This window comes from Georgfuchsia toluolica (genome assembly GCF_907163265.1).
GTDB lineage: Bacteria > Pseudomonadota > Gammaproteobacteria > Burkholderiales > Rhodocyclaceae > Georgfuchsia > Georgfuchsia toluolica.
On sequence record NZ_CAJQUM010000001.1, the window covers coordinates 2,673,507 to 2,692,520 of the forward strand.

The 19,014-nt window shown below is 58.9% G+C and carries 20 protein-coding genes and 1 tRNA gene; 19 read left to right on the plus strand and 2 right to left on the minus strand.

Going from position 1 to position 19,014, the window contains the following annotated elements; all coding sequences use genetic code 11:
• From K5E80_RS12680 to K5E80_RS12700, 5 genes are all read left to right on the plus strand, one after another.
• Positions 1-408 carry a very short patch repair endonuclease gene (locus K5E80_RS12680; RefSeq protein ID WP_246590980.1) on the plus strand — a complete coding sequence of 136 codons (408 nt, stop codon included), beginning with the start codon at positions 1-3 and terminating at the stop codon, positions 406-408.
• 159 nt (positions 409-567) lie between these two features.
• The gene (locus K5E80_RS12685; RefSeq protein ID WP_220636499.1) at positions 568-1,515 is read left to right on the plus strand and encodes a hypothetical protein; all 948 of its coding nucleotides are present in this window, start codon (positions 568-570) and stop codon (positions 1,513-1,515) included.
• A gap of 102 nt (positions 1,516-1,617) precedes the next feature.
• On the plus strand, positions 1,618-2,994 hold the full coding sequence (locus K5E80_RS12690; RefSeq protein WP_220636500.1) for a hypothetical protein: 1,377 nt from the start codon (positions 1,618-1,620) through the stop codon (positions 2,992-2,994).
• 167 nt (positions 2,995-3,161) lie between these two features.
• Positions 3,162-3,464 (plus strand): helix-turn-helix domain-containing protein, encoded by a 303-nt coding sequence (locus tag K5E80_RS12695; RefSeq protein ID WP_220636501.1) that lies wholly within the window; start codon positions 3,162-3,164, stop codon positions 3,462-3,464.
• Positions 3,362-4,417 (plus strand): tyrosine-type recombinase/integrase, encoded by a 1,056-nt coding sequence (locus K5E80_RS12700; RefSeq protein WP_220636502.1) that lies wholly within the window; start codon positions 3,362-3,364, stop codon positions 4,415-4,417. Before K5E80_RS12695 ends, K5E80_RS12700 begins: the two co-directional genes overlap by 103 nt.
• Before the next feature lie 4 nt (positions 4,418-4,421).
• On the opposite strand, the gene K5E80_RS12705 is transcribed toward K5E80_RS12700, so the two are convergent.
• Positions 4,422-4,497 (minus strand) — tRNA-Lys (locus K5E80_RS12705).
• Between the two features lie 155 nt (positions 4,498-4,652).
• Between K5E80_RS12705 and K5E80_RS12710 the strand changes: the two genes are divergently transcribed.
• The 7 genes from K5E80_RS12710 (at position 4,653) to K5E80_RS12740 (ending at position 11,969) form a co-directional block, all read left to right on the plus strand.
• Positions 4,653-6,671 (plus strand): thioredoxin domain-containing protein, encoded by a 2,019-nt coding sequence (locus tag K5E80_RS12710; protein WP_220636503.1) that lies wholly within the window; start codon positions 4,653-4,655, stop codon positions 6,669-6,671.
• Positions 6,672-6,716: 45 nt separating this feature from the next.
• On the plus strand, positions 6,717-7,034 hold the full coding sequence (locus tag K5E80_RS12715; protein ID WP_220636504.1) for a c-type cytochrome: 318 nt from the start codon (positions 6,717-6,719) through the stop codon (positions 7,032-7,034).
• 138 nt (positions 7,035-7,172) lie between these two features.
• Positions 7,173-8,354: a branched-chain amino acid ABC transporter substrate-binding protein gene (locus K5E80_RS12720; RefSeq protein WP_220636505.1), complete on the plus strand. Its 1,182-nt coding sequence runs from the start codon at positions 7,173-7,175 to the stop codon at positions 8,352-8,354.
• Between the two features lie 79 nt (positions 8,355-8,433).
• Positions 8,434-9,354, plus strand: coding sequence for a branched-chain amino acid ABC transporter permease (locus K5E80_RS12725; protein WP_220636506.1), 921 nt, complete (start codon positions 8,434-8,436; stop codon positions 9,352-9,354).
• On the plus strand, positions 9,351-10,520 hold the full coding sequence (locus tag K5E80_RS12730; RefSeq protein WP_220636507.1) for an ABC transporter permease subunit: 1,170 nt from the start codon (positions 9,351-9,353) through the stop codon (positions 10,518-10,520). Before K5E80_RS12725 ends, K5E80_RS12730 begins: the two co-directional genes overlap by 4 nt.
• Positions 10,517-11,278 (plus strand): ABC transporter ATP-binding protein, encoded by a 762-nt coding sequence (locus tag K5E80_RS12735; RefSeq protein ID WP_220636508.1) that lies wholly within the window; start codon positions 10,517-10,519, stop codon positions 11,276-11,278. Before K5E80_RS12730 ends, K5E80_RS12735 begins: the two co-directional genes overlap by 4 nt.
• The gene (locus K5E80_RS12740) at positions 11,271-11,969 is read left to right on the plus strand and encodes an ABC transporter ATP-binding protein (protein ID WP_220637330.1); all 699 of its coding nucleotides are present in this window, start codon (positions 11,271-11,273) and stop codon (positions 11,967-11,969) included. Before K5E80_RS12735 ends, K5E80_RS12740 begins: the two co-directional genes overlap by 8 nt.
• Positions 11,970-11,971: 2 nt before the next feature.
• Here K5E80_RS12740 and mpl read toward each other — a convergent pair whose 3' ends face one another.
• Positions 11,972-13,315, minus strand: a complete 1,344-nt coding sequence (mpl, locus tag K5E80_RS12745; protein ID WP_220636509.1) for a UDP-N-acetylmuramate:L-alanyl-gamma-D-glutamyl-meso-diaminopimelate ligase — start codon at positions 13,313-13,315, stop codon at positions 11,972-11,974.
• 88 nt (positions 13,316-13,403) lie between these two features.
• Between mpl and K5E80_RS12750 the strand changes: the two genes are divergently transcribed.
• The 7 genes from K5E80_RS12750 (at position 13,404) to K5E80_RS12780 (ending at position 19,007) form a co-directional block, all read left to right on the plus strand.
• Positions 13,404-14,018 carry a nucleotidyltransferase gene (locus tag K5E80_RS12750; RefSeq protein ID WP_220636510.1) on the plus strand — a complete coding sequence of 205 codons (615 nt, stop codon included), beginning with the start codon at positions 13,404-13,406 and terminating at the stop codon, positions 14,016-14,018.
• 83 nt (positions 14,019-14,101) lie between these two features.
• Positions 14,102-14,545, plus strand: a complete 444-nt coding sequence (locus K5E80_RS12755; RefSeq protein WP_220636511.1) for a TlpA family protein disulfide reductase — start codon at positions 14,102-14,104, stop codon at positions 14,543-14,545.
• Between the two features lie 46 nt (positions 14,546-14,591).
• Positions 14,592-15,092, plus strand: a complete 501-nt coding sequence (aroQ, locus tag K5E80_RS12760) for a type II 3-dehydroquinate dehydratase (protein WP_220636512.1) — start codon at positions 14,592-14,594, stop codon at positions 15,090-15,092.
• Positions 15,093-15,143: 51 nt separating this feature from the next.
• Positions 15,144-15,590, plus strand: a complete 447-nt coding sequence (gene accB, locus K5E80_RS12765; RefSeq protein WP_220636513.1) for an acetyl-CoA carboxylase biotin carboxyl carrier protein — start codon at positions 15,144-15,146, stop codon at positions 15,588-15,590.
• A gap of 247 nt (positions 15,591-15,837) precedes the next feature.
• Positions 15,838-17,199, plus strand: a complete 1,362-nt coding sequence (gene accC / locus K5E80_RS12770; protein WP_220636514.1) for an acetyl-CoA carboxylase biotin carboxylase subunit — start codon at positions 15,838-15,840, stop codon at positions 17,197-17,199.
• A gap of 24 nt (positions 17,200-17,223) precedes the next feature.
• Positions 17,224-18,186: a 50S ribosomal protein L11 methyltransferase gene (locus K5E80_RS12775; RefSeq protein ID WP_246590981.1), complete on the plus strand. Its 963-nt coding sequence runs from the start codon at positions 17,224-17,226 to the stop codon at positions 18,184-18,186.
• On the plus strand, positions 18,186-19,007 hold the full coding sequence (locus tag K5E80_RS12780; protein ID WP_220636516.1) for a DUF3426 domain-containing protein: 822 nt from the start codon (positions 18,186-18,188) through the stop codon (positions 19,005-19,007). The genes K5E80_RS12775 and K5E80_RS12780 overlap by 1 nt, the downstream gene beginning before the upstream one ends.
• Positions 19,008-19,014: the final 7 nt, after the last annotated feature.

Genomic DNA, 19,014 nt, shown 5'->3' on the forward strand with positions numbered 1-19,014 from the left:
GTGGCCGACAAGATCAGCCGAGAACGCCGCAGCGCCAACATGCGTTCAATCTGCAGCAAGAATACCACTCTAGAAATGGTGGTGCGGAGGCTAGTGCATGGGATGGGATACCGTTACCGTCTACACCGCGCCGATCTGCCGGGTAAGCCAGATATTGTTTTTGTATCCCGGCATAAGGTGATATTTGTGCATGGTTGTTTTTGGCATCAGCATCGCAACTGCAAAATTGGCCATCTGCCTAAGTCTAATCTGGGATATTGGGTGCCAAAGTTAAATGCAAACCGAAAAAGAGATGCAGTAAATAAAAGAGCATTGCGGCGTTTAGGATGGGAATATTTAGTGGTTTGGGAATGTGAAATATTCAACAAAGGCAAGCTGGTTGATCGGCTAAAGGGTTTTCTAAAGTAAGTAGCGTTATCCACGGCGCCGCCGACCGCCCCATATAAGGCGAGAGGCGAGCGGCGCGGTGGGTAACGCGGGAATAGACCGAGGCCGGTATAGGCAACCCCAAACAAGTCTGTTGTATTCACCGGAAAACAATCCCGCCTGTAACAACTAGCTCACCCAGTGAGCCTATGGCAGATTAATAATGGACGCTTCAACATTCTTGCCCTTTCTGCTATGTCACAAGTTCGCCCCCCAAAAGATGTATCCCTTCGCCTCGCCGTAAAGGTAGCTCCACTTTATGCCGACCTCCTCAAGGAATTAAGAGCCGATGGCGGACGCATTCAAATGTCTTCACGATTTGCGCGTGTCCGACAGAACATTGGCAGGTACGTCATGCTTTATGACGACGAGCGCAGACTGGGTGTGGCATTCCTAAAGGGATTGATCGGTGAACAGGGATTCGACGAGTTCAATCAGGAAACGGCGAAACTTACGCACGACGAGCAGAACCAAATGCTGGCGGACATGGTTGACGACGAGGCCGGCGAAGAATTTGCAGACCTACTTGAGCTGCCCGAAACCGAGGACGAGTGGCTAGCCGCTGAAAAGGCGCTGGCTGCGTTGCCACCCGAGGAGCAAGCCGTTTTAATCCAACAAGGCACATTATTCTGGGCTGGCATCTTCGGCACCCTGTTTAACACCCTGTCGTTGATGGTGCATGGCATTAAGCTGACAACGCTGGTTCCCCTTGCCCTTAACGGCGACGATGACGCGCTGCTCAAGGCCGCGCAAATTGATCGTTGCCTGATAACGCATCACCCTTACTTCTTGGCAAGAAAACAGCAGGCCCAAGACCTGGGGCAGGACAAGTTTCTTCAGGCGCTGGCTTATCGGGAATGCAATCCACCGTTACGCGGCAAGATTCGTTATCCGGCGCTATACATGCTGTTTGGCATCCTCGATTCTGTTCGATGGTTACATGATCTCAAGCACGAAGAGATTCTTGATCTATGCGACAGCGCTGGCCTAGAGCGATACCAAAATCGTATTGACGATGTGAATTACCTGACCAAACGACTGCTTGAGTATTCCCGCTGGCAAAAATCCGGCGGCTTGTCAATGCACTGAAGTTTTATTTGAGTGCATTCCGGCCTGATGCCGTAGTGCATAACGTTCGTATCCGCTGCAAGGCGCATTCGTCGCCTTGGCAAACGCCGAAAGGTAGTGGATATGGAACACGATCAGCAGTCGCAACACCCCAGCGCAGTAGAAGCATTTCCCGAAGAGCAGAACGCCCTCGGCTCGGCGGTAGGCAGGAGCGCGCCAGCGCCCGCCGCGCCGCCGAACGAGGGCAATGCATTGGCAGGCAATTCGCCACCACCGGCCGGGGGGCCGCCGCCTACTATCAGAGGACCCCAAACATACGAAAAAGGGAAAGCGCACCCTTGCAAGCTGCTCAGAACAGCCGTGGATTCCTTGTATGTGTCTTATCCGGGCGAGTTATCAGAAAACAGTTTCTCCCGCCTATATAGCCTGAAGGTTGCGGCCCAGTCAGACGATGAAGCGGAACAGGCAGCCGCACAATTGCAAATCGGCAATCAGCTTTTTGCCGTGTGGGACAAAGCCCCCCGCCCTTACGCCTTCGTCCTGCATAACGCCTGCTTTCATCTCCAGATCAGCCGGGGCAATAAAGTTCCTTTGGCCTATGTGCAGATCACCAGCCAATACCTGACGGCCATCGGCGTTGAAGCAGCAGAAAAAGAACTTCGCTTTATTGTGAATAGCCTTGGGCGTGTCGATAAAGATGCCTGCATGAGCCGGGTTGATCTCTGCGTTGATTTCGTACCCTACCTCGACATGGATCAATTCCAGGCGCGGCAATGGCTGACGCGGGTAAAGAAGAAAGAACGCTATTGGGATGGCAACCGCCCGACAGGCTGGAAGGTCGGTAGGGGCGGCCCCATGCAGGGCAAGACTTACGACAAGATTCTGGAAATCGTTCAGCAAAGCCATAAGAATTACTTGCTCGATATCTGGGCAACAAAAGGCTGGCTTCCCGGCGAACCCGTTTGGCGGCATGAGTTCCAGTTTGGGCGCGAAGTCCTCAAGCTGATGCGCATCAATACGATTGACGAATTGATGAGCAACTTGGGCGGCATGTGGCGAGCTGCGACTGAGGACTGGCTGCGCTTAGTGGTGCCGGATGAGTCAGACAGCAATCGGGGGCGGTGGCCGAATCATCCGCTATGGGATGCCATCACTACCGCGGATTGGAATATGCCGCACCAACCCGCCTTGGTTCGCATCCGTGAGCGTGGCATGCCTACCGATGCCCAGCTCTTTACCGTCCCGCTGGGCTATGTCGCGGCCTTTATGGCGGCTCGCGGGATTACCAATTGGGATGAGGGCTTGGGCGCGTATCTGCAAGAAGCGCAGCAATTCCACAAAAGCAACGGCAGGAATACGCGCATCTATGTCGAGGGCAAGACGCTCCTAAAGGGCCGATTGTTCGGCACGCTCGACAACCGCCGCCAAGACCCCAAGGTCATTGAGGATCAGGAAGCCGCCTACCGCCTTGCCAAAGACGGTGAAGAGGTCGGATCATGAGCAGTCATTATCCGATATCGGGTGGCCGTCGAATCCACGCCTCGCGCTGCGTTCTCATGCAGGGCGACCCTCTTGAGATTTCCGAACACTTGCGCGGGGCTGTTGCCGCGTATGTGTTGGCTAACTTGCAGTTTATGGCTGGTTGCTTCAGCACGCAGGCCTAAGCAATGAATACGTTCAACCTGCAAGAAGCCGCTCGCTTCCTCAAGATTCACCCTGTCACATTGCAAGACAAGGCCCGCGCCGGTGATGTGCCGGGAGCCAAGATTGGCAAGTGCTGGGTGTTCGTGGAGATTGACTTGATCGAATACATCCGGTCACAATACCCACGGCGGGCGTTGCAGGGTGAACATGAAAGGAACATCACATGTCACTCTTCAAACGCAAGGACTCCCCAAATTGGTGGGTCAAACTCACGCCTCGCAATGGACGACCGATACAGCAAAGCACTGGGACTCCCGACAAAGTAAAAGCCGAGGAGTTTCACGACAAGCTCAAGGCGTCCCTGTGGGATCAGGAGCGGTTAGGGATTAAACCGAGTCGCACCTGGCGTGAGGCGGTTGTTCGTTGGCTGGAAGAGACTTCAGAGAAGGCGACACACAAGGAAGACAAGAAGAAGCTGATTTGGCTTCATTTCTTCCTCGGGGATCGGGCCTTGGATCAAATCACCTCGGACGTGATTGACCAAATCCGGTCAGCCAAACTCAAGGAAGCCTCCAAGGGCACGGTCAACCGTTATTTGGCGCTGGTTCGGGCCATTCTGATTCGGTCACGCGACGAATGGGAGTGGGTCGATAAGGTGCCAAAGATCAGGCTCTTTAAAGAAACGACAAGCCGCGAAAGGTCGCTCACGCATGAGCAGGCGAGACGCTTGCTCGATGAATTGCCAGAACATCAACGGGAGTTGGTGCTGTTTTCTCTGGCAACGGGACTGCGGCAAAGCAACGTGCTTCGGTTGGGATGGGAGCAGGTGAATCTAGAATTGCGTCATGCTTGGGTCAAAGGTACGCAATCCAAGAACCGCCGTCCTATTTCTGTGCCGTTGAACGATGTGGCGCTGGCAGTGCTAAAGCGACAGGAGGGGAAGCACTCGATCAGGGTCTTCACCTACCAAGGCAAGCCGATTAACTCGGCCAACACGAAGGCATGGACGACTGCGCTAACAAGGGCGGGCATTGATGACTTTCGATGGCATGATTTACGGCACACTTGGGCAACTTGGCAACGACAGGCCGGAACACCTACCCATGAGTTGCAGCGTTTGGGTGGATGGCGAACCGGGGCGATGGTGGAGCGATATGCCCATCTTGCGCCGGAATATCTGGCAGTCGCGGCTTCGCGGTTGGATTCCGTTCTCGCTGGCTACGATTTGGCTACGCGAGGCACCAATGAAAAACGGCCCGCATCGCTGGAGGCCGCTTGAATCCTGGTGGGTCGGGCGAGACTCGAACTCGCGACCAACGGATTAAAAGTCCGCTGCTCTACCAACTGAGCTACCGACCCCCATGAAGGCCGCGAATTCTATCGGCGTGGGGTATGGGTGTCAAACTGGAAAGGCGCCAATGGTGCGGAATTACGCGTCATGCGGACTTGCATATAGTTGAGTACAATACTCAAGTATATGCTAGATTCAGGCTTGACTGTACATGTACCCTGCAATGACCAATCGACTTGCCAGTGAAACTTCGCCCTATCTGCGCCAGCATGCGCATAACCCTGTGCATTGGCAACCCTGGGACCAGGCTGCGCTGTTACGGGCACGCAGCGAAAACAAGCCCATCCTGCTCTCCATCGGATATTCCGCCTGTCACTGGTGTCATGTCATGGCACACGAGTCTTTCGAAGACCCTGCCGTTGCCGAGGTTATGAACCGCCTGTTCGTGAATATCAAGGTCGATCGCGAAGAGCGGCCCGACCTTGACCAGATCTACCAGCTTGCGCACCAGTTCATCACCCGTCGCAGCGGCGGTTGGCCACTGACGATGTTCCTCACGCCCGACGGCACGCCCTATTTCGGCGGCACTTATTTTCCCAAGACGCCGCGCTACGGCTTGCCGGGTTTCCCGCAACTGTGCGAACAGGTGGCGCAGGCGTTTTACACGCGGCGCGGCGACATCGATGAACAAAACACATCACTGCGCGAAGCGCTGGCTTCTGTCATACCGAATGGCGCCGGCGTCGCCGAACTGGATGCCGCGCCGCTGCAAACAGCACGGCAACTGCTGCTGGACAATTTCGATGCAGCTTGGGGCGGGTTCGGTGGCGCGCCCAAGTTTCCACATCCGACCGATCTGGCTTTCCTTTTGCGCCGGGCGGCACCGGGACAGGATGAAGCCGCGCGCAAGGTGGTGCTGACGACGCTGACGCGCATGGCCGAGGGCGGCATCTACGACCGCATCGGTGGCGGCTTCTGCCGCTACAGCGTGGATGAGCGCTGGGAAATTCCGCATTTCGAGAAAATGCTCTACGACAACGGTCCGCTGCTGGTGCTGTATGCCGATGCCTGGCTGCTGGAGGGCGACCCGCTTTATCGGAGCGTCGTCGAAGAAACCGCAGTATGGGTGATGCGCGAAATGCAAAGCCCGGATGGCGGCTATTACTCCTCACTTGATGCCGATTCGGAGGGCGAGGAAGGAAAGTATTACGTGTGGGACCGCGCCGAGATTCAAGCCCTCTTGAGCAGTGATGAATGGCGAGCTGCAGCGCGCTGCTGGGGACTCGACCGTGCGCCCAACTTTGAAGGCCAGCACTGGAACCTGATTGCGGCACAAGCGCCGACAGCCAGCGAAGTTCCACTGCTGACCGCAGCCCGCGCCAGGCTGTTTGCCGCGCGCGGGCAACGCGTCCGCCCCGGCACCGACGACAAGATACTCACCAGCTGGAACGCCTTGATGATCCGCGGCATGGCGCATGCAGCGCGCATTTTCAGCCGTGACGAATGGTTGTGCTCGGCGCAACGTGCGACAGACTTCATTCGCACGACACTATGGCGCGATGAATATCTCCTGGCGACGTACAAGGATGGCAAGGCGCATCTGAATGCCTACCTTGACGATCATGCCTTCCTGATCGATGCCTTGCTGGAACTTATGCAGACAGAATACCGGCCGGCCGATCTGGATTTTGCGCGCGAACTTGCCGACGCCTTGCTGGAACGCTTTGAAGACCGCACTGAAGGTGGCTTCTTTTTCACGTCGCACGATCACGAGCAACTCATCAGCCGCCCCAAACCCGGCCACGACAATGCCACGCCGAGCGGAAACGGCGTGGCCGCCCACGCCCTGCAGCGCCTCGGCCATCTGCTTGGCGAACCGCGCTATCTGGAGGCCGCGCGCCGCGCGCTTGATTTGTTCTGGCCCGGAATACAAGCCGGCCCGAGCGGCAGTTCGAGTCTGCTGGCGGCGCTTGAGGAGGCGCTGACGCCGCCCCGTACCATCGTGCTGCGCGGTCCGGAGGAGGCGTTGCGCGACTGGCGGCACCGGCTGTCAGCAATGCCGTTGCACGACAGCCTCATCGTTGTGCTGCCGAATTCCTTGATGCAATTGCCGGATGCCTTGAACAAGCCACGCACGGACGAAGTCAACGTTTGGGTGTGCGAGGGCGTTAACTGCCTGTCACCGATCACATCGTTCGACGTTCTGCAAGCCACAATATCCAAGTCGCCCAAAGTCAATTAAACTGCCGCAATGAAAATTTCCCCAACCACCAATTTGGAGCATTCAATGAAATCAATCCTCGTTTCCCTCACCGCCGCTTCCTGCATATTGTTCACCGGCGCGGCCCAGGCCGATCAGGCACTGGCCACCGCCAAGGGCTGCATGGCTTGTCACGATATCGCCACCAAGAAACTTGGGCCGTCCTACAAGGATGTTGCCAAGAAATACGCCGGGCAAAAAGATGCCGAAGCCAAGCTGACCAAGAAAGTGCTCGAAGGCGGCAGTGGCGTTTGGGGTGCGATACCGATGCCCGCCAACAAGACCATGGGTGTGACTGAAGCCGATGCGAAAAAACTGGTCGCCTGGATATTGGGCCTGAAGTAATTCGGCACACTGGTGAAAAGCCACCCTGCAGGGTGGCTTTTTTTTATCCCCCATTTTCTGCCTGTATTGCCGATTGACAAGGCGAAGGGCGCGGGCAACAATCGGCCGCAGTTCCCCTTTCCCGCAAAAGGCTATGCCATGCCGTTTCCCGTCCGATCCTTGACCGCACCGCTATTGTCGATACTGCTTCTGGTTGGTTGTGGCAAGGAAACTCCCGGGCCGGTTGCCAACAGCGGCCATGTTCCGCTGGTCGTCAAGCTTGGCCATGCAGCTCCACTCACCGGTCCGCAGGCGCATTTGGGCAAGGACAACGAAAACGGCGTCGTGCTCGCGGTCGAGGACGTCAATGCCAGCAACATCCAGATCGGCGGACGCCCGCTCAAGCTGGAACTCATGAGCGAGGACGATCAGGCCGACCCGCGCCAGGGCACGCTGGTGGCGAGCAAGTTCGTCGATGCCAAAGTCACCGCCGTCATCGGCCACATGAATTCCGGTACCACGATCCCCGCTTCGAAAACCTACAACGATGCCGGCCTGCCGCAGATATCGCCTTCCGCCACCAACCCGATGTATACCCACCAGGGCTTCAAGAATGCTTTCCGTCTCATGGCCAACGATGAGCAGCAGGGCCGGGCGCTCGGCGAGTTTGCGGCGAAAACGCTGAAGGCGAAGACGGTCGCCGTGTTTGACGACAAGACCGCTTACGGCGAGGGCGTAGCAAGGGAATTCGCAAAGTCGGCACTGGCAAATGGCATTCAGGTCGTGGCTGAGGAACATACCGATGACAAGGCCATGGACTTCTCCGCCATCCTGACCAAGGCGAAATCGAAAAAACCCGATGTAATTTTCTTCGGCGGCATGGACCCGCAGGCCGCGCCGATGGCAGTGCAGTTGAAGCGCCTCGGCATCGCCGCGACCTTGCTGCTCGCCGATGGCGGTTGCACACCGGGCTTCATCAGCGCCGCGGGCAATGCGTCGGAAGGGCAATATTGTTCGCTGCCCGGCGTGCCGCTGGCGCAAATGCCGGGCGGTGCGAAATTCGACCAGCATTACAAGGCGCGCTTCAATAATGCCGAGATCCAGCTTTACGCACCCAATGCCTACGATTCGGTGATGGTGCTGGTCGAAGCCATCAAGCGCGCGCAATCCATCGAACCCGCAAAGATCATCGGAGAATTGCACAAGACCAATTATTCCGGCGTCACCGCCCATGTGCAGTTCGATGAGAACGGCGACATCAAGGACGGTGCAATCAGCTTCTACAAGGTTCAGGGCGGCAAGCTGGTGTTCCAGCAAACCCTCGGTGGCCCGGCGAAATAAGATACAAGATGCAAGGTTCAAGGTACAAGGCTTCGTTTGTAACCTTGCCCCTTGAATCTTGCCCCTTGAACCTTCGCTAATGGACACCTTCATCCAGCAGATTTTCAACGGCCTCACGCTCGGCAGCGTATATGCGCTCGTAGCGCTGGGCTACACCATGGTGTATGGCATCCTTGGCCTGATCAACTTCGCCCATGGCGACGTGGTGATGATCGGCGCGATGGTGGCAATGACGGTGACAAAGCCCCTGATCGGCCTGCTGCCCGGCCCGCTGGTGGTATTGATTGGCTTGGGTGTTGCGGCGCTGACCTGCATGCTGCTGGGCTTCAGCATCGAACGCATTGCATACCGGCCGCTGCGCCGCGCGCCGCGACTGGCGCCACTCATTACTGCCATCGGCGTTTCCATGGTGCTGCAACAACTGGCCATGATCGTCTGGGGCCGCGGCTATCATCCGATTCCGGCGCTGCTGCCGAGCGCCCCGCATGACGTGCTGGGCGCGCAGATCAACGATCTGCAATTGCTGATCATGGCGGTCGCGGCGCTGACGATGGCGGGGCTGATGCTGCTGGTCAATCGTACCCGGCTCGGCCGCGCCATGCGCGCCACTGCGGAAAATCCCGAGATCGCCGCGCTGATGGGCGTCGATGCCAATCGCGTCATCTCCGCCACCTTCGTCATCGGCTCGGCGCTGGCCGCACTGGCCGGTGTCATGGTGAGTTCGCATTACGGTGTCGCCCACTACAGCATGGGCTTCCTGCTCGGCCTCAAGGCCTTCACCGCCGCCGTGCTGGGCGGCATCGGCAATCTCGGCGGCGCCATGGTCGGCGGCCTGCTGCTCGGCGTGATCGAAGCGCTCGGCGCCGGTTACATCGGCGACCTGACCGGCGGCGTATTCGGCTCCAACTATCAGGATGTGTTCGCCTTCATCGTCCTGATCGGCGTGCTGGTGTTTCGTCCCTCGGGGTTGCTCGGCGAAAAGGTCGCGGAAAGAGCATGACCAATAATAAGAAAAGCGTACCACTTCTTACAGTCCTCACGGCCGGGCTGTTGCTGATGCTGCCCTTCCTCGCCGGCTTTGCCGGCAGCGCCTGGGTCCGCGTGCTGGATTTCGCGCTGCTCTACATCATGCTTGCACTCGGCCTCAACATCGTGGTCGGCTTTGCGGGACTGCTCGACTTGGGTTACATCGCCTTCTACGGCGTCGGCGCTTATGTCTATGCGCTGCTGGCATCGCCCCAATTCGGCCTGCACTGGCCGCTGTGGGTCGTCCTGCCTTTGGGCGCCGCTGTCGCCGGATTGTTTGGGATATTGCTTGGCGCACCGACGCTGCGCCTGCGCGGCGACTATCTTGCCATCGTCACGCTCGGCTTCGGCGAAATCATCCGCATCTTCCTCAACAATCTCAATTCTCCCGTCAACATCACCAACGGTCCGCAGGGCATCGCCAGCATCGATCCGATCGTTATCAACGGTGTGTCGCTGGCGAAAACGCTCAATGTATTCGGCATGGCCGTGCCCGGGCTGTATCTCTATTACTACCTGTTCGCGGCGCTCGCCCTGTTGATCGTACTGGTCACCAGCCGCTTGCAGGATTCGCGCATCGGCCGCGCCTGGGTCGCCATCCGCGAGGACGAGGTTGCCGCCAAGGCCTGCGGCATCAACACACGCAACGTCAAGCTGCTCGCCTTCGCCATGGGCGCGAGTTTCGGCGGTGTGGCCGGCGGTCTGTTTGCCGGCTTCCAGGAATTTGTTTCGCCGGAAAGTTTCAGCCTCACGGAATCAATTCTGGTGTTGTGCATGGTGGTGATCGGCGGCATGGGGCACATCCGCGGCGTGATCTTCGGTGGACTGCTGCTTGCGGTGCTGCCTGAAGTGTTTCGTTACAGCGCGGTGCCGGCGCAGCAGGCGTTGTTTGGCAAGGTGGTGGTCGATCCTGAATCATTGCGCATGCTGCTGTTCGGCTTTGCACTGATCGCCATCATGCTCTATCGCCCGGCCGGCCTGTGGCCGGAACCGAGACATCGGCGCGAATTGGGGGAGGGGAACCTTCCTCCCGCCCCCTTTCCCGAGGAAGGGGGTGACTACGGTTCGGCTGCCAGCGCGGTCTCCGCGGGTTCGAACTCTCCCGCCTTGGGACGGCCCGGCGGCGGGAGTCCGTCATGACGGTTCTACTCGATGCCCGTGGCATTTCCAAAAGTTTTGGCGGCGTGCAAGCCTTGGAGGAGGTCTCGCTCACCATCAACGCAGGTGAAATCTACGGCCTGATCGGCCCCAACGGCGCGGGCAAGACAACTTTCTTCAATGTGCTGACCGGACTCTACTCGCGCGATGCGGGCGATGTCACGCTGAACGGACAAGCGCTGCCGCCAGGCAAACCGCACCGGATCAGCGCGGCCGGTTTCGCGCGCACCTTTCAGAACATTCGCCTCTTTGCCAACATGACGGCACTGGAAAACGTCATGGTCGGACGTCATGCCCGAACCCACGGTGGCGTCATCGGTGCCGTACTGCGCGGCAGGAAAACGCGCGATGAAGAGCAGGCGATACGCCGCTCAGCCGCCGAGCTGTTGCATTACGTCGGCATTGGCGGGCGCGCCAATGATTTGGCACGGCAGCTTTCCTATGGCGATCAGCGCCGCCTCGAAATCGCCCGCGCCCTGGCGACCGAACCCAGGCTGCTGGCGCTCGACGAACCGGCGGCGGGCATGAACGCCAGCGAGACGGAAGGGCTGCGTTCGCTGATCGAAGCATTGCGCCAGGACGGGATCACGATCTTGCTGATCGAGCACGACGTCAAACTGGTGATGGGCTTGTGCGACCGCGTTGCCGTGCTCGACTACGGCGTCAAGATCGCTGAAGGCGTGCCGGAGAAAGTACGCAACGATCCAAAAGTCATCGAGGCCTATCTTGGTACTGCTTGAAGCCCTGAATCTGGAAGTCCGCTACGGCGGCATCTCGGCGGTGAAGGGTATTTCCCTCGCCATCGAGCCGGGTGAAATGGTCTGTTTGATCGGGGCCAACGGCGCCGGCAAGACCAGTACGCTGAAAGCGCTGGCGCGCCTGCTGCCGTCAAGCGGCGAGATTTACTACGGCGGCGAGCACATCGAGAAATTGCCGGCGCATGCGCTGATATCGCGCGGCCTGGCGCTGGTGCCGGAAGGGCGCGGTGTGTTCGCCCGGCTCAGCGTGGCGGAAAACCTGGACATGGGCGCCTATCACCGTAATGACAAAGACATTGAGTCCGACTTGCAGCGCGTCTTTCAACTCCTGCCACGCCTGAAGGAAAGGCAACATCAACTCGCCGGTACGCTCTCCGGCGGTGAGCAGCAGATGCTGGCCATCGGTCGCGCGCTGATGGGGCGACCGAAACTGTTGCTGCTCGACGAGCCCTCGATGGGACTGGCGCCGCTTATGGTGCACAAGGTTTTTGAAGTCATCCGCGACATTGCTGCACAGGGGGTAACGATTCTGCTGGTAGAACAGAACGCGCGGCTCGCATTGGAAGTGTGCAGTCGCGGCTATGTGATGGAGAGCGGGCAGATCACCATCGCCGACAAGGCCGAGGCATTGGCGGCCGACCCACGCGTTCGAGCAGCCTACTTGGGCGAATAGTTTTATTTGGCGAGCGCTGCGAGCAGCTTGCCGTGAATGCCGCCGAAACCGCCATTGCTCATGACCAGCACCTGATCGCCATCTTGCGCCGTCGCCGCGATTGCCGAGACCAGTTGAGCCAGGTCGTCAAAGACCTGGGCTTTGGCGCCCAAAGTTTTTAGCGCGTCGGCGGCATCCCAGCCCAGATTGTTGGCGTAGCAGAACACCTGATCCGCAGCAGCCAGACTGCCGGGCAATTGGGCCTTCATCGCGCCCAGCTTCATGGTGTTGGAGCGCGGTTCGAGCACCGCGAGTATCCGTTTGTTATTAACCTTGCCACGCAGGCCGGCGATAGTGGCTTCGATTGCGGTTGGGTGGTGAGCGAAATCATCGTATACGGTTACGCCGCGCACCGTGCCGCGTACTTCAAGCCGGCGCTTGACGCCCTTGAAACGGGAGAGTGCCTGCAGACCGATTTTCACAGGCACGCCGACATGGCGCGCCGCCGCGAGCGCCGCCACGGCATTGGCGCGGTTGTGCGCGCCAGGCAGCGTGAGGCTGGTTTGCCCGAGGCATGCGCCTTTCAAGGAAACGCTGAATGCATCACCGGCCTCGCTGCCCGCCTGCCAGCCGTCGGCATTATTGAACCATTCCAGCGGTGTCCAGCAACCACACGCCAGCACCCGCTTCAGACTTTCCTCAGCAGCATTGGCAATGATCCGCCCATTTCTCGGCAATGTGCGCACCAGGTGGTGAAACTGTGTTTCTATTGCCTGGAGGTCGGGGAAGATGTCGGCATGATCGAATTCCAGATTGTTCAGGATCGCCGTGCGCGGGCGGTAATGCACGAACTTGGAACGCTTGTCGCAAAAGGCCGTGTCGTATTCGTCGGCCTCGATCACGAAAAAAGGTGAATCGGTCAGCCGTGCCGAAACGCCGAAATCCTGCGGCACACCGCCGACCAGGAAGCCCGGATTCAGCTTGGCGTCTTCCAGAATCCATGCCAGCAGCGCCGTCGTGGTCGTTTTGCCGTGAGTACCTGCTACCGCCAGAACCCACTTGTCGCGCAGAATATTCTCGGCAAGCCATTGCGGGCCGGAAACGTAGGGCAGGTTGCGGTCGAGGATTTCTTCCAGCAAGGGGTTGCCGCGCGAGATGGCGTTGCCGATCACGAACAGGTCGGGCTTCAGTTCGATTTGCTCGAGACCATAACCCTCGGTCAAGGCGATGCCCTGTTCCTCCAGTTGCGTGCTCATCGGCGGATAGACATTGGCATCGCACCCCGTTACGCGATGGCCCGCCGTGCGGGCGAGCAGCGCAACACCACCCATGAAGGTGCCGCAAATGCCGAGGATATGAATATGCATGGTGAAGACCGGTCTGTTGGGAGAATTACGCCAATGGCGCTGTGTACAATAAGCGAGGATTTTAACCTGCCAGCAATTGGCCACTGCGATGCCCCGCCACAACTCATCCGCGCGTTCCAGCAGTTCCGGCAAGGGCTTGGCCCGCCGCTCCGTGGCCAGCCTTGCCGCACGCATGATGGCCGAGGACGGCATAGTCGATTACGGATTCGCCAAGCGCAAGGCCGCTAAAACGCTCGGCGTAGGCGATGGAGAAACTTTACCGACCAACGACGAAATCGAAGTCGAACTGCGCGCCTATCAGTCCTTGTTTCAGGAGGACGAGCAGCGCGAACGGCTGCGGGAACTACGCAGGACGGCGCTGGAAGTCATGCAGCTGCTCGCTGACTTCCATCCTTACCTCACAGGTGCCGTGCTTGATGGCACAGCGGGCAGATACTCTGGGGTTGAAATCGATCTGTATGCGGACAGCACCAAAGACGTCGAGATCTCGCTGTTATCTCGCGACATTTCCTATGAAAGCTCAGAGCCGCAGCATCACGGGCACGACACTCCGGAAACCCAGCTGCATCTCGACTGGAACGATATTCCCGTCACCTTGTCGATCCATCCGCTGGTCAACGAGCGCCAACACAAACGCGAGTCGCCCAATAGGCCGACGCGTGCACATGCCAGTGCCGTTGCCACCCTGATTGCCCAAACATGAAGTCAAGGGGGAAGTGGCTGCTGCTTGTGTTTGTTGCGCTCGCTGCCACATGGGCTGGCTTCAAACTGGACCGCAGTTCACGCATGCTGGATCCGGAAAGTGAAAGAGCAGTAGCGCAACTCCTGACGATACCCTTCACAACAGCGGAGGGACAGACGAAAAAACTTGCCGACTGGCAGGGCAAGATATTGGTGGTTAACTTCTGGGCAACATGGTGTCCGCCTTGTCGCGAGGAAATGCCGGAATTCTCACGCGCACAAGATCAATACGGCCCCAATGGTGTCCAATTTGTAGGTATTGCTATCGATGAGGCTGCCAAGGTCGTCGAGTTCTCGAAAAAGGAACCCGTCACTTATCCCTTGTTTATTGCGCCACCGGAGATGCCGGGATTAATCGCCAAGTTGGGAAATCAGCAGCAAGCCTTGCCTTTTACGGTCGTCGTCAGCCGTGACGGCAAACTCATCTCCAGTCACCTCGGGCGCCTCACCGAAGACAATCTGGTAAAAAAGCTCGTCCCGTTGCTTTAACGGGTGGACTGGACAAATTGGCTGCATTTGCGGCAAACTAGCGGCCATGACGAAGCCAACGGGTAGCAAAAAGACTAATGGGGCCAAGGCGACAGGAGCACAGCGGCTGCGGATTCTGGTTCTTCACGGGCCGAACTTGAACCTGCTCGGCACCCGGGAGCCGGGGATTTACGGCAAGACAACCCTGGCCAATATCCATAAGAAAATGGAAGCCCGTGCACGGGCGGCGGGGCTGCAACTTGAAACCTACCAGAGCAACCATGAAGGTGAACTGGTTGATCGGGTCCAGAGTGCGCATGAAGAAGGGGTCGGATTCATCATCATCAATCCCGGCGCCTACAGCCATACCAGCATTGCCATCCCCGATGCGCTGAAAGCGGTCAACATTCCCTATATCGAGGTACATATCTCGAATATCCACGCCCGCGAGGTTTTTCGCCACCATTCGCATTTTTCCGCTGGTGCGCAAGGCGTCATTTGCGGTCTCGGCGTTCTTGGCTACGACCTGGCGCTCGAAGCGGCACTCACCAATCTCGCTCAGTCCTGATTTTTGAAGGGGCTTGGCCCCTTCAGTTTTTCTGTAGTGCACGGAGTTCCCATGGATCTTAGAAAACTCAAAACCCTGATCGACCTCGTACAGAATTCCGGCATCTCGGAACTCGAAATCAGCGAGGGCGAGGAGAAAATCCGCATCGCCAAGCACTTTGCCGCCGCACCGGCCACGGTGATGCTGGGATCGACACATGCGTCTCAGGCTGCCCCGGTTGCCGACCCACCCGCCGTCGTTGCACCTGTGGCCGAGGAGCCTGCGGGGCACGTCGTCACGGCACCCATGGTAGGCACCTTCTATCGTTCCGGCAGTCCCGGCTCCCCTTCCTTTGTAGAGATTGGCAGTGCCGTCAAGCCGGGCGATACCCTGTGCATTCTCGAAGCCATGAAGCTGATGAACGAAATCGAATCCGACGTTGCCGGCACGGTGAAGGCCATCCTCGTCGAGAACGGCCAACCCGTCGAATTCGGCCAGCCGCTGTTCGTGATCGGCTGAGCCACGATGTTCGATAAAGTCCTCATCGCCAACCGCGGCGACCAGCCGGCAACCGGCCGGCGCAGCAGCGAAGCTAAATCGCGCAGCGGCCGCAGGCCGCAAGGGCGATTGCGCCGCGGAGTAATCCATGTTCGATAAAGTTCTCATCGCCAACCGCGGCGACCAGCCGGCGATAGCCGGCGCAGCAGCGAAGCTAAATCGCGCAGCGGCCGCAGGCCGCAAGGGCGATTGCGCCGCGGAGTAATCCATGTTCGATAAAGTTCTCATCGCCAACCGCGGCGAAATCGCCCTCCGAGTACTGCGCGCCTGCCGCGAGATGGGCATCAAGACGGTAGCCGTGCATTCCACCACCGACACCGAAGCCAAGTACGTCAGGCTTGCCGATGAATCGGTATGCATCGGCCCGCCCCCTTCGGTGCAAAGCTATCTCAACATTCCCGCCATCATCTCGGCTGCCGAAGTTACCGATGCGCAGGCGATCCATCCCGGTTACGGCTTTCTTTCGGAAAACGCCGATTTCGCCGAGCGCGTGGAAAAATCCGGTTTTGTCTTTATCGGCCCGCGCGCCGAGACCATCCGCCTCATGGGCGACAAGGTCAATGCCAAGAACACCATGAAGGAGGCCGGCGTGCCCTGCGTGCCTGGCTCCGAAGGAGCGCTGCCCGAAGACCCCAAGGAAATTACCAGGATTGCGCGCGCCATTGGTTATCCAGTCATTATCAAAGCTGCCGCTGGCGGCGGCGGCCGCGGCATGCGCGTGGTGCATACCGAGGCCGCGCTTCACAACGCCGTGACCATGACGCGCACGGAAGCGGGCGCGGCCTTCGGCAATCCGATGGTGTACATGGAGAAATACCTCGAAAATCCGCGCCACATCGAAATCCAGGTGCTCACTGATCAGTTCGGCAATGCTGTTTACCTCGGCGAGCGTGACTGCTCGATGCAGCGCCGCCATCAGAAGGTGATTGAAGAGGCGCCTGCGCCGGACATCAACCGCCGTCTGATCGCGAGAATCGGCGAACGTTGCGCCGAGGCCTGCCGCCGCATCAAGTACCTTGGCGCGGGTACTTTCGAGTTCCTTTACGAGAACGGCGAGTTCTACTTCATCGAAATGAATACGCGCGTGCAGGTCGAACATCCGGTGACCGAACTGGTGACCGGCATCGATATCGTGCAGGCGCAGATCCGCATCGCTGCCGGTGAAAGACTGCGTTTCCGGCAACGCGACATTGAACTCAAGGGCCATGCCATCGAGTGCCGCATCAATGCCGAGGACCCCTTCAAGTTCACTCCGTCGCCGGGAAAGATCAGCAACTGGCATGCGCCGGGAGGACCTGGGGTGCGCGTCGATTCGCATGCCTACACGGGTTATACCGTGCCGCCGAATTATGATTCGATGATCGGCAAGGTGATTGTTTATGGCGATACGCGCGAACAGGCCATTCGCCGCATGCGTATCGCGTTGTCCGAAATGATGGTCGATGGCATCAAGACCAATATTCTGCTGCATCAGCGCCTGATGCTCGATGAGCGCTTCGTGCAGGGCGGTACCAGCATTCACTACCTGGAAGAGCGGATCGCCGAGCATCAAGCAGCGCGAAGCAAGTGAGGCCGTGCCAGCGTGTGGGTCAATGTGTCGATACGAACTCGCGCCGAACTCGCCGAGGCGCTGTCTGAAGCACTGCTGGAGCGCGGCGCGCTGTCGGTCAGTGTCGAGGACGCCGATGCGGGTACCGAGCGCGAAACGCCGCAGTTCGGCGAACCGGGCAGTCCTGCCACGCCGCTCTGGGCCAACAGCAAGATCGTAGCACTGTTCGAACCGGCTCATGACCTGATTGGCATTGTCGCGGCGGCGGCGCATGAAGTCGGCCTTGATGATCTGCCCGACATGGAGCTGGAAGATGTTGCCGAAGAAAACTGGGTGCAATTGACCCAGGCGCAGTTCGAGCCGATCAAGATCAGCGATCGGCTCTGGATCGTTCCTTCGTGGCACATGGAGAAATTCGCGCCTCAAATCGAGCGCAGCGAGCCAGCTTCATCGCCCCCTTTCATGGGGAGGGGGACAGGGGGTAGGTCCATTGATGATCCCCCTGGATCGAGTTGCATTCTGCAACTCGATCCAGGGATGGCATTCGGGACAGGCTCACATCCAACGACACGTCTTTGTCTCGAATGGCTGCTCAATACCGTTAAGCCGGGCGACACGCTGCTCGATTACGGCTGCGGCTCGGGAATTCTTGCCATCGCGGGCGCGAAGCTCGGCGCGAGCCAGGTGGTCGGCATCGAAATCGACGAGCAGGCCATCGCCGCGGCACAAGGCAATGCAGTGCAAAATGCGGTCATGATCGATCTGCGCCATTCGAGCAAGGCCCTGACAGAGACCTTCGGCCTCGTCGTTGCCAACATCCTGACCAATCCGCTCTGCGTACTGGCGCCGTTGCTCGCCGGCCGTGTCGCGCCCGGCGGCCGTCTTGCGCTTTCGGGTGTGCTGGAGAGTCAGGCACAACAGGTGATCGAGGCTTACGCACCCTATATTCAGTTGCGAGTTGGTGCTGTGAGAGAAGGCTGGTGTCGACTCGAAGGAAGCAAGGACTGATGCTTACCTGCTGCCCAAGCTGCGCTACGCATTTCCGGGTTACGCCCGCACAACTCAAGGCTCGGGCTGGCACGGTACGTTGCGGGCAGTGCAACTTCGTCTTCAATGCCCTCGAAACGCTGCTGGACGAACCGCCCAGCCCCCCTGCGGAAATTTCGCCCATGCCGACGTCGCGGGAAGAAACCGGCGACGTATTCGATATCTGGATCGGTGAAGCCGAAACATGGACTGATAACAAGGTAGTCGAGCCGGCACGGAAGCATGCAGCGAAAACCGACGCCCAGCCTGAGGTTTATCCGGCCGAGCCGTTGCAGGACGAAGCCACGGCAAAGGTACGGCGCTGGCCGTGGGCGCTCGGCAGCATGATTGCCGTACTCGGCCTGCTGACCCAGGCGACATATTATTACCGCGTCGAGCTTGCGGTATTGCGTCCCGATTGGCGCTCGGCGCTGCAAGCAGCGTGCAAGCCGCTGCATTGCGAAGTGCCGCGTCCGCGCAGCATCGACACCCTGGGCATTGATACTTCCGATCTGCACCCCGAGCCGCAACATCCCGGTCATTTGACGCTCACCGCCACGCTGCGCAGCAAGGCGGCGTACGCGCAGGAATGGCCGTTGCTCGAACTTACGCTGACCGATGTCGCCGACCACACGCTGGCAGTCAAGCATTTCGCGGCAGGCGACTACCTGCCCAGGGACAAGGATAAAGGTCAGCCGATCGAGGCGGGATTTCCCGCCAATGGCGAGATCGCAGTCGCCCTGCCGCTCGATGTCGGCGACCTGCCCGCGGTAGGCTATCGGTTGTACGTTTTCTATCCTTGACGAGAAA

Bases quoted from the DNA above. Each gene is read 5' to 3' on its own strand.
- K5E80_RS12700 (WP_220636502.1), top strand. From the start codon at position 3,362: ATGTCACTCTTCAAACGCAAGGACTCCCCAAATTGGTGGGTCAAACTC.
- K5E80_RS12730 (WP_220636507.1), top strand. From the start codon at position 9,351: ATGACCAATAATAAGAAAAGCGTACCACTTCTTACAGTCCTCACGGCC.
- accB (WP_220636513.1), top strand. From the start codon at position 15,144: ATGGATCTTAGAAAACTCAAAACCCTGATCGACCTCGTACAGAATTCC.
- K5E80_RS12695 (WP_220636501.1), top strand. From the start codon at position 3,162: ATGAATACGTTCAACCTGCAAGAAGCCGCTCGCTTCCTCAAGATTCAC.
- mpl (WP_220636509.1), bottom strand. From the start codon at position 13,315: ATGCATATTCATATCCTCGGCATTTGCGGCACCTTCATGGGTGGTGTT.
- K5E80_RS12735 (WP_220636508.1), top strand. From the start codon at position 10,517: ATGACGGTTCTACTCGATGCCCGTGGCATTTCCAAAAGTTTTGGCGGC.
- K5E80_RS12725 (WP_220636506.1), top strand. From the start codon at position 8,434: ATGGACACCTTCATCCAGCAGATTTTCAACGGCCTCACGCTCGGCAGC.
- K5E80_RS12710 (WP_220636503.1), top strand. From the start codon at position 4,653: ATGACCAATCGACTTGCCAGTGAAACTTCGCCCTATCTGCGCCAGCAT.
- aroQ (WP_220636512.1), top strand. From the start codon at position 14,592: ATGACGAAGCCAACGGGTAGCAAAAAGACTAATGGGGCCAAGGCGACA.
- K5E80_RS12715 (WP_220636504.1), top strand. From the start codon at position 6,717: ATGAAATCAATCCTCGTTTCCCTCACCGCCGCTTCCTGCATATTGTTC.
- K5E80_RS12750 (WP_220636510.1), top strand. From the start codon at position 13,404: ATGCCCCGCCACAACTCATCCGCGCGTTCCAGCAGTTCCGGCAAGGGC.
- K5E80_RS12780 (WP_220636516.1), top strand. From the start codon at position 18,186: ATGCTTACCTGCTGCCCAAGCTGCGCTACGCATTTCCGGGTTACGCCC.
- accC (WP_220636514.1), top strand. From the start codon at position 15,838: ATGTTCGATAAAGTTCTCATCGCCAACCGCGGCGAAATCGCCCTCCGA.
- K5E80_RS12720 (WP_220636505.1), top strand. From the start codon at position 7,173: ATGCCGTTTCCCGTCCGATCCTTGACCGCACCGCTATTGTCGATACTG.
- K5E80_RS12690 (WP_220636500.1), top strand. From the start codon at position 1,618: ATGGAACACGATCAGCAGTCGCAACACCCCAGCGCAGTAGAAGCATTT.
- K5E80_RS12755 (WP_220636511.1), top strand. From the start codon at position 14,102: ATGCTGGATCCGGAAAGTGAAAGAGCAGTAGCGCAACTCCTGACGATA.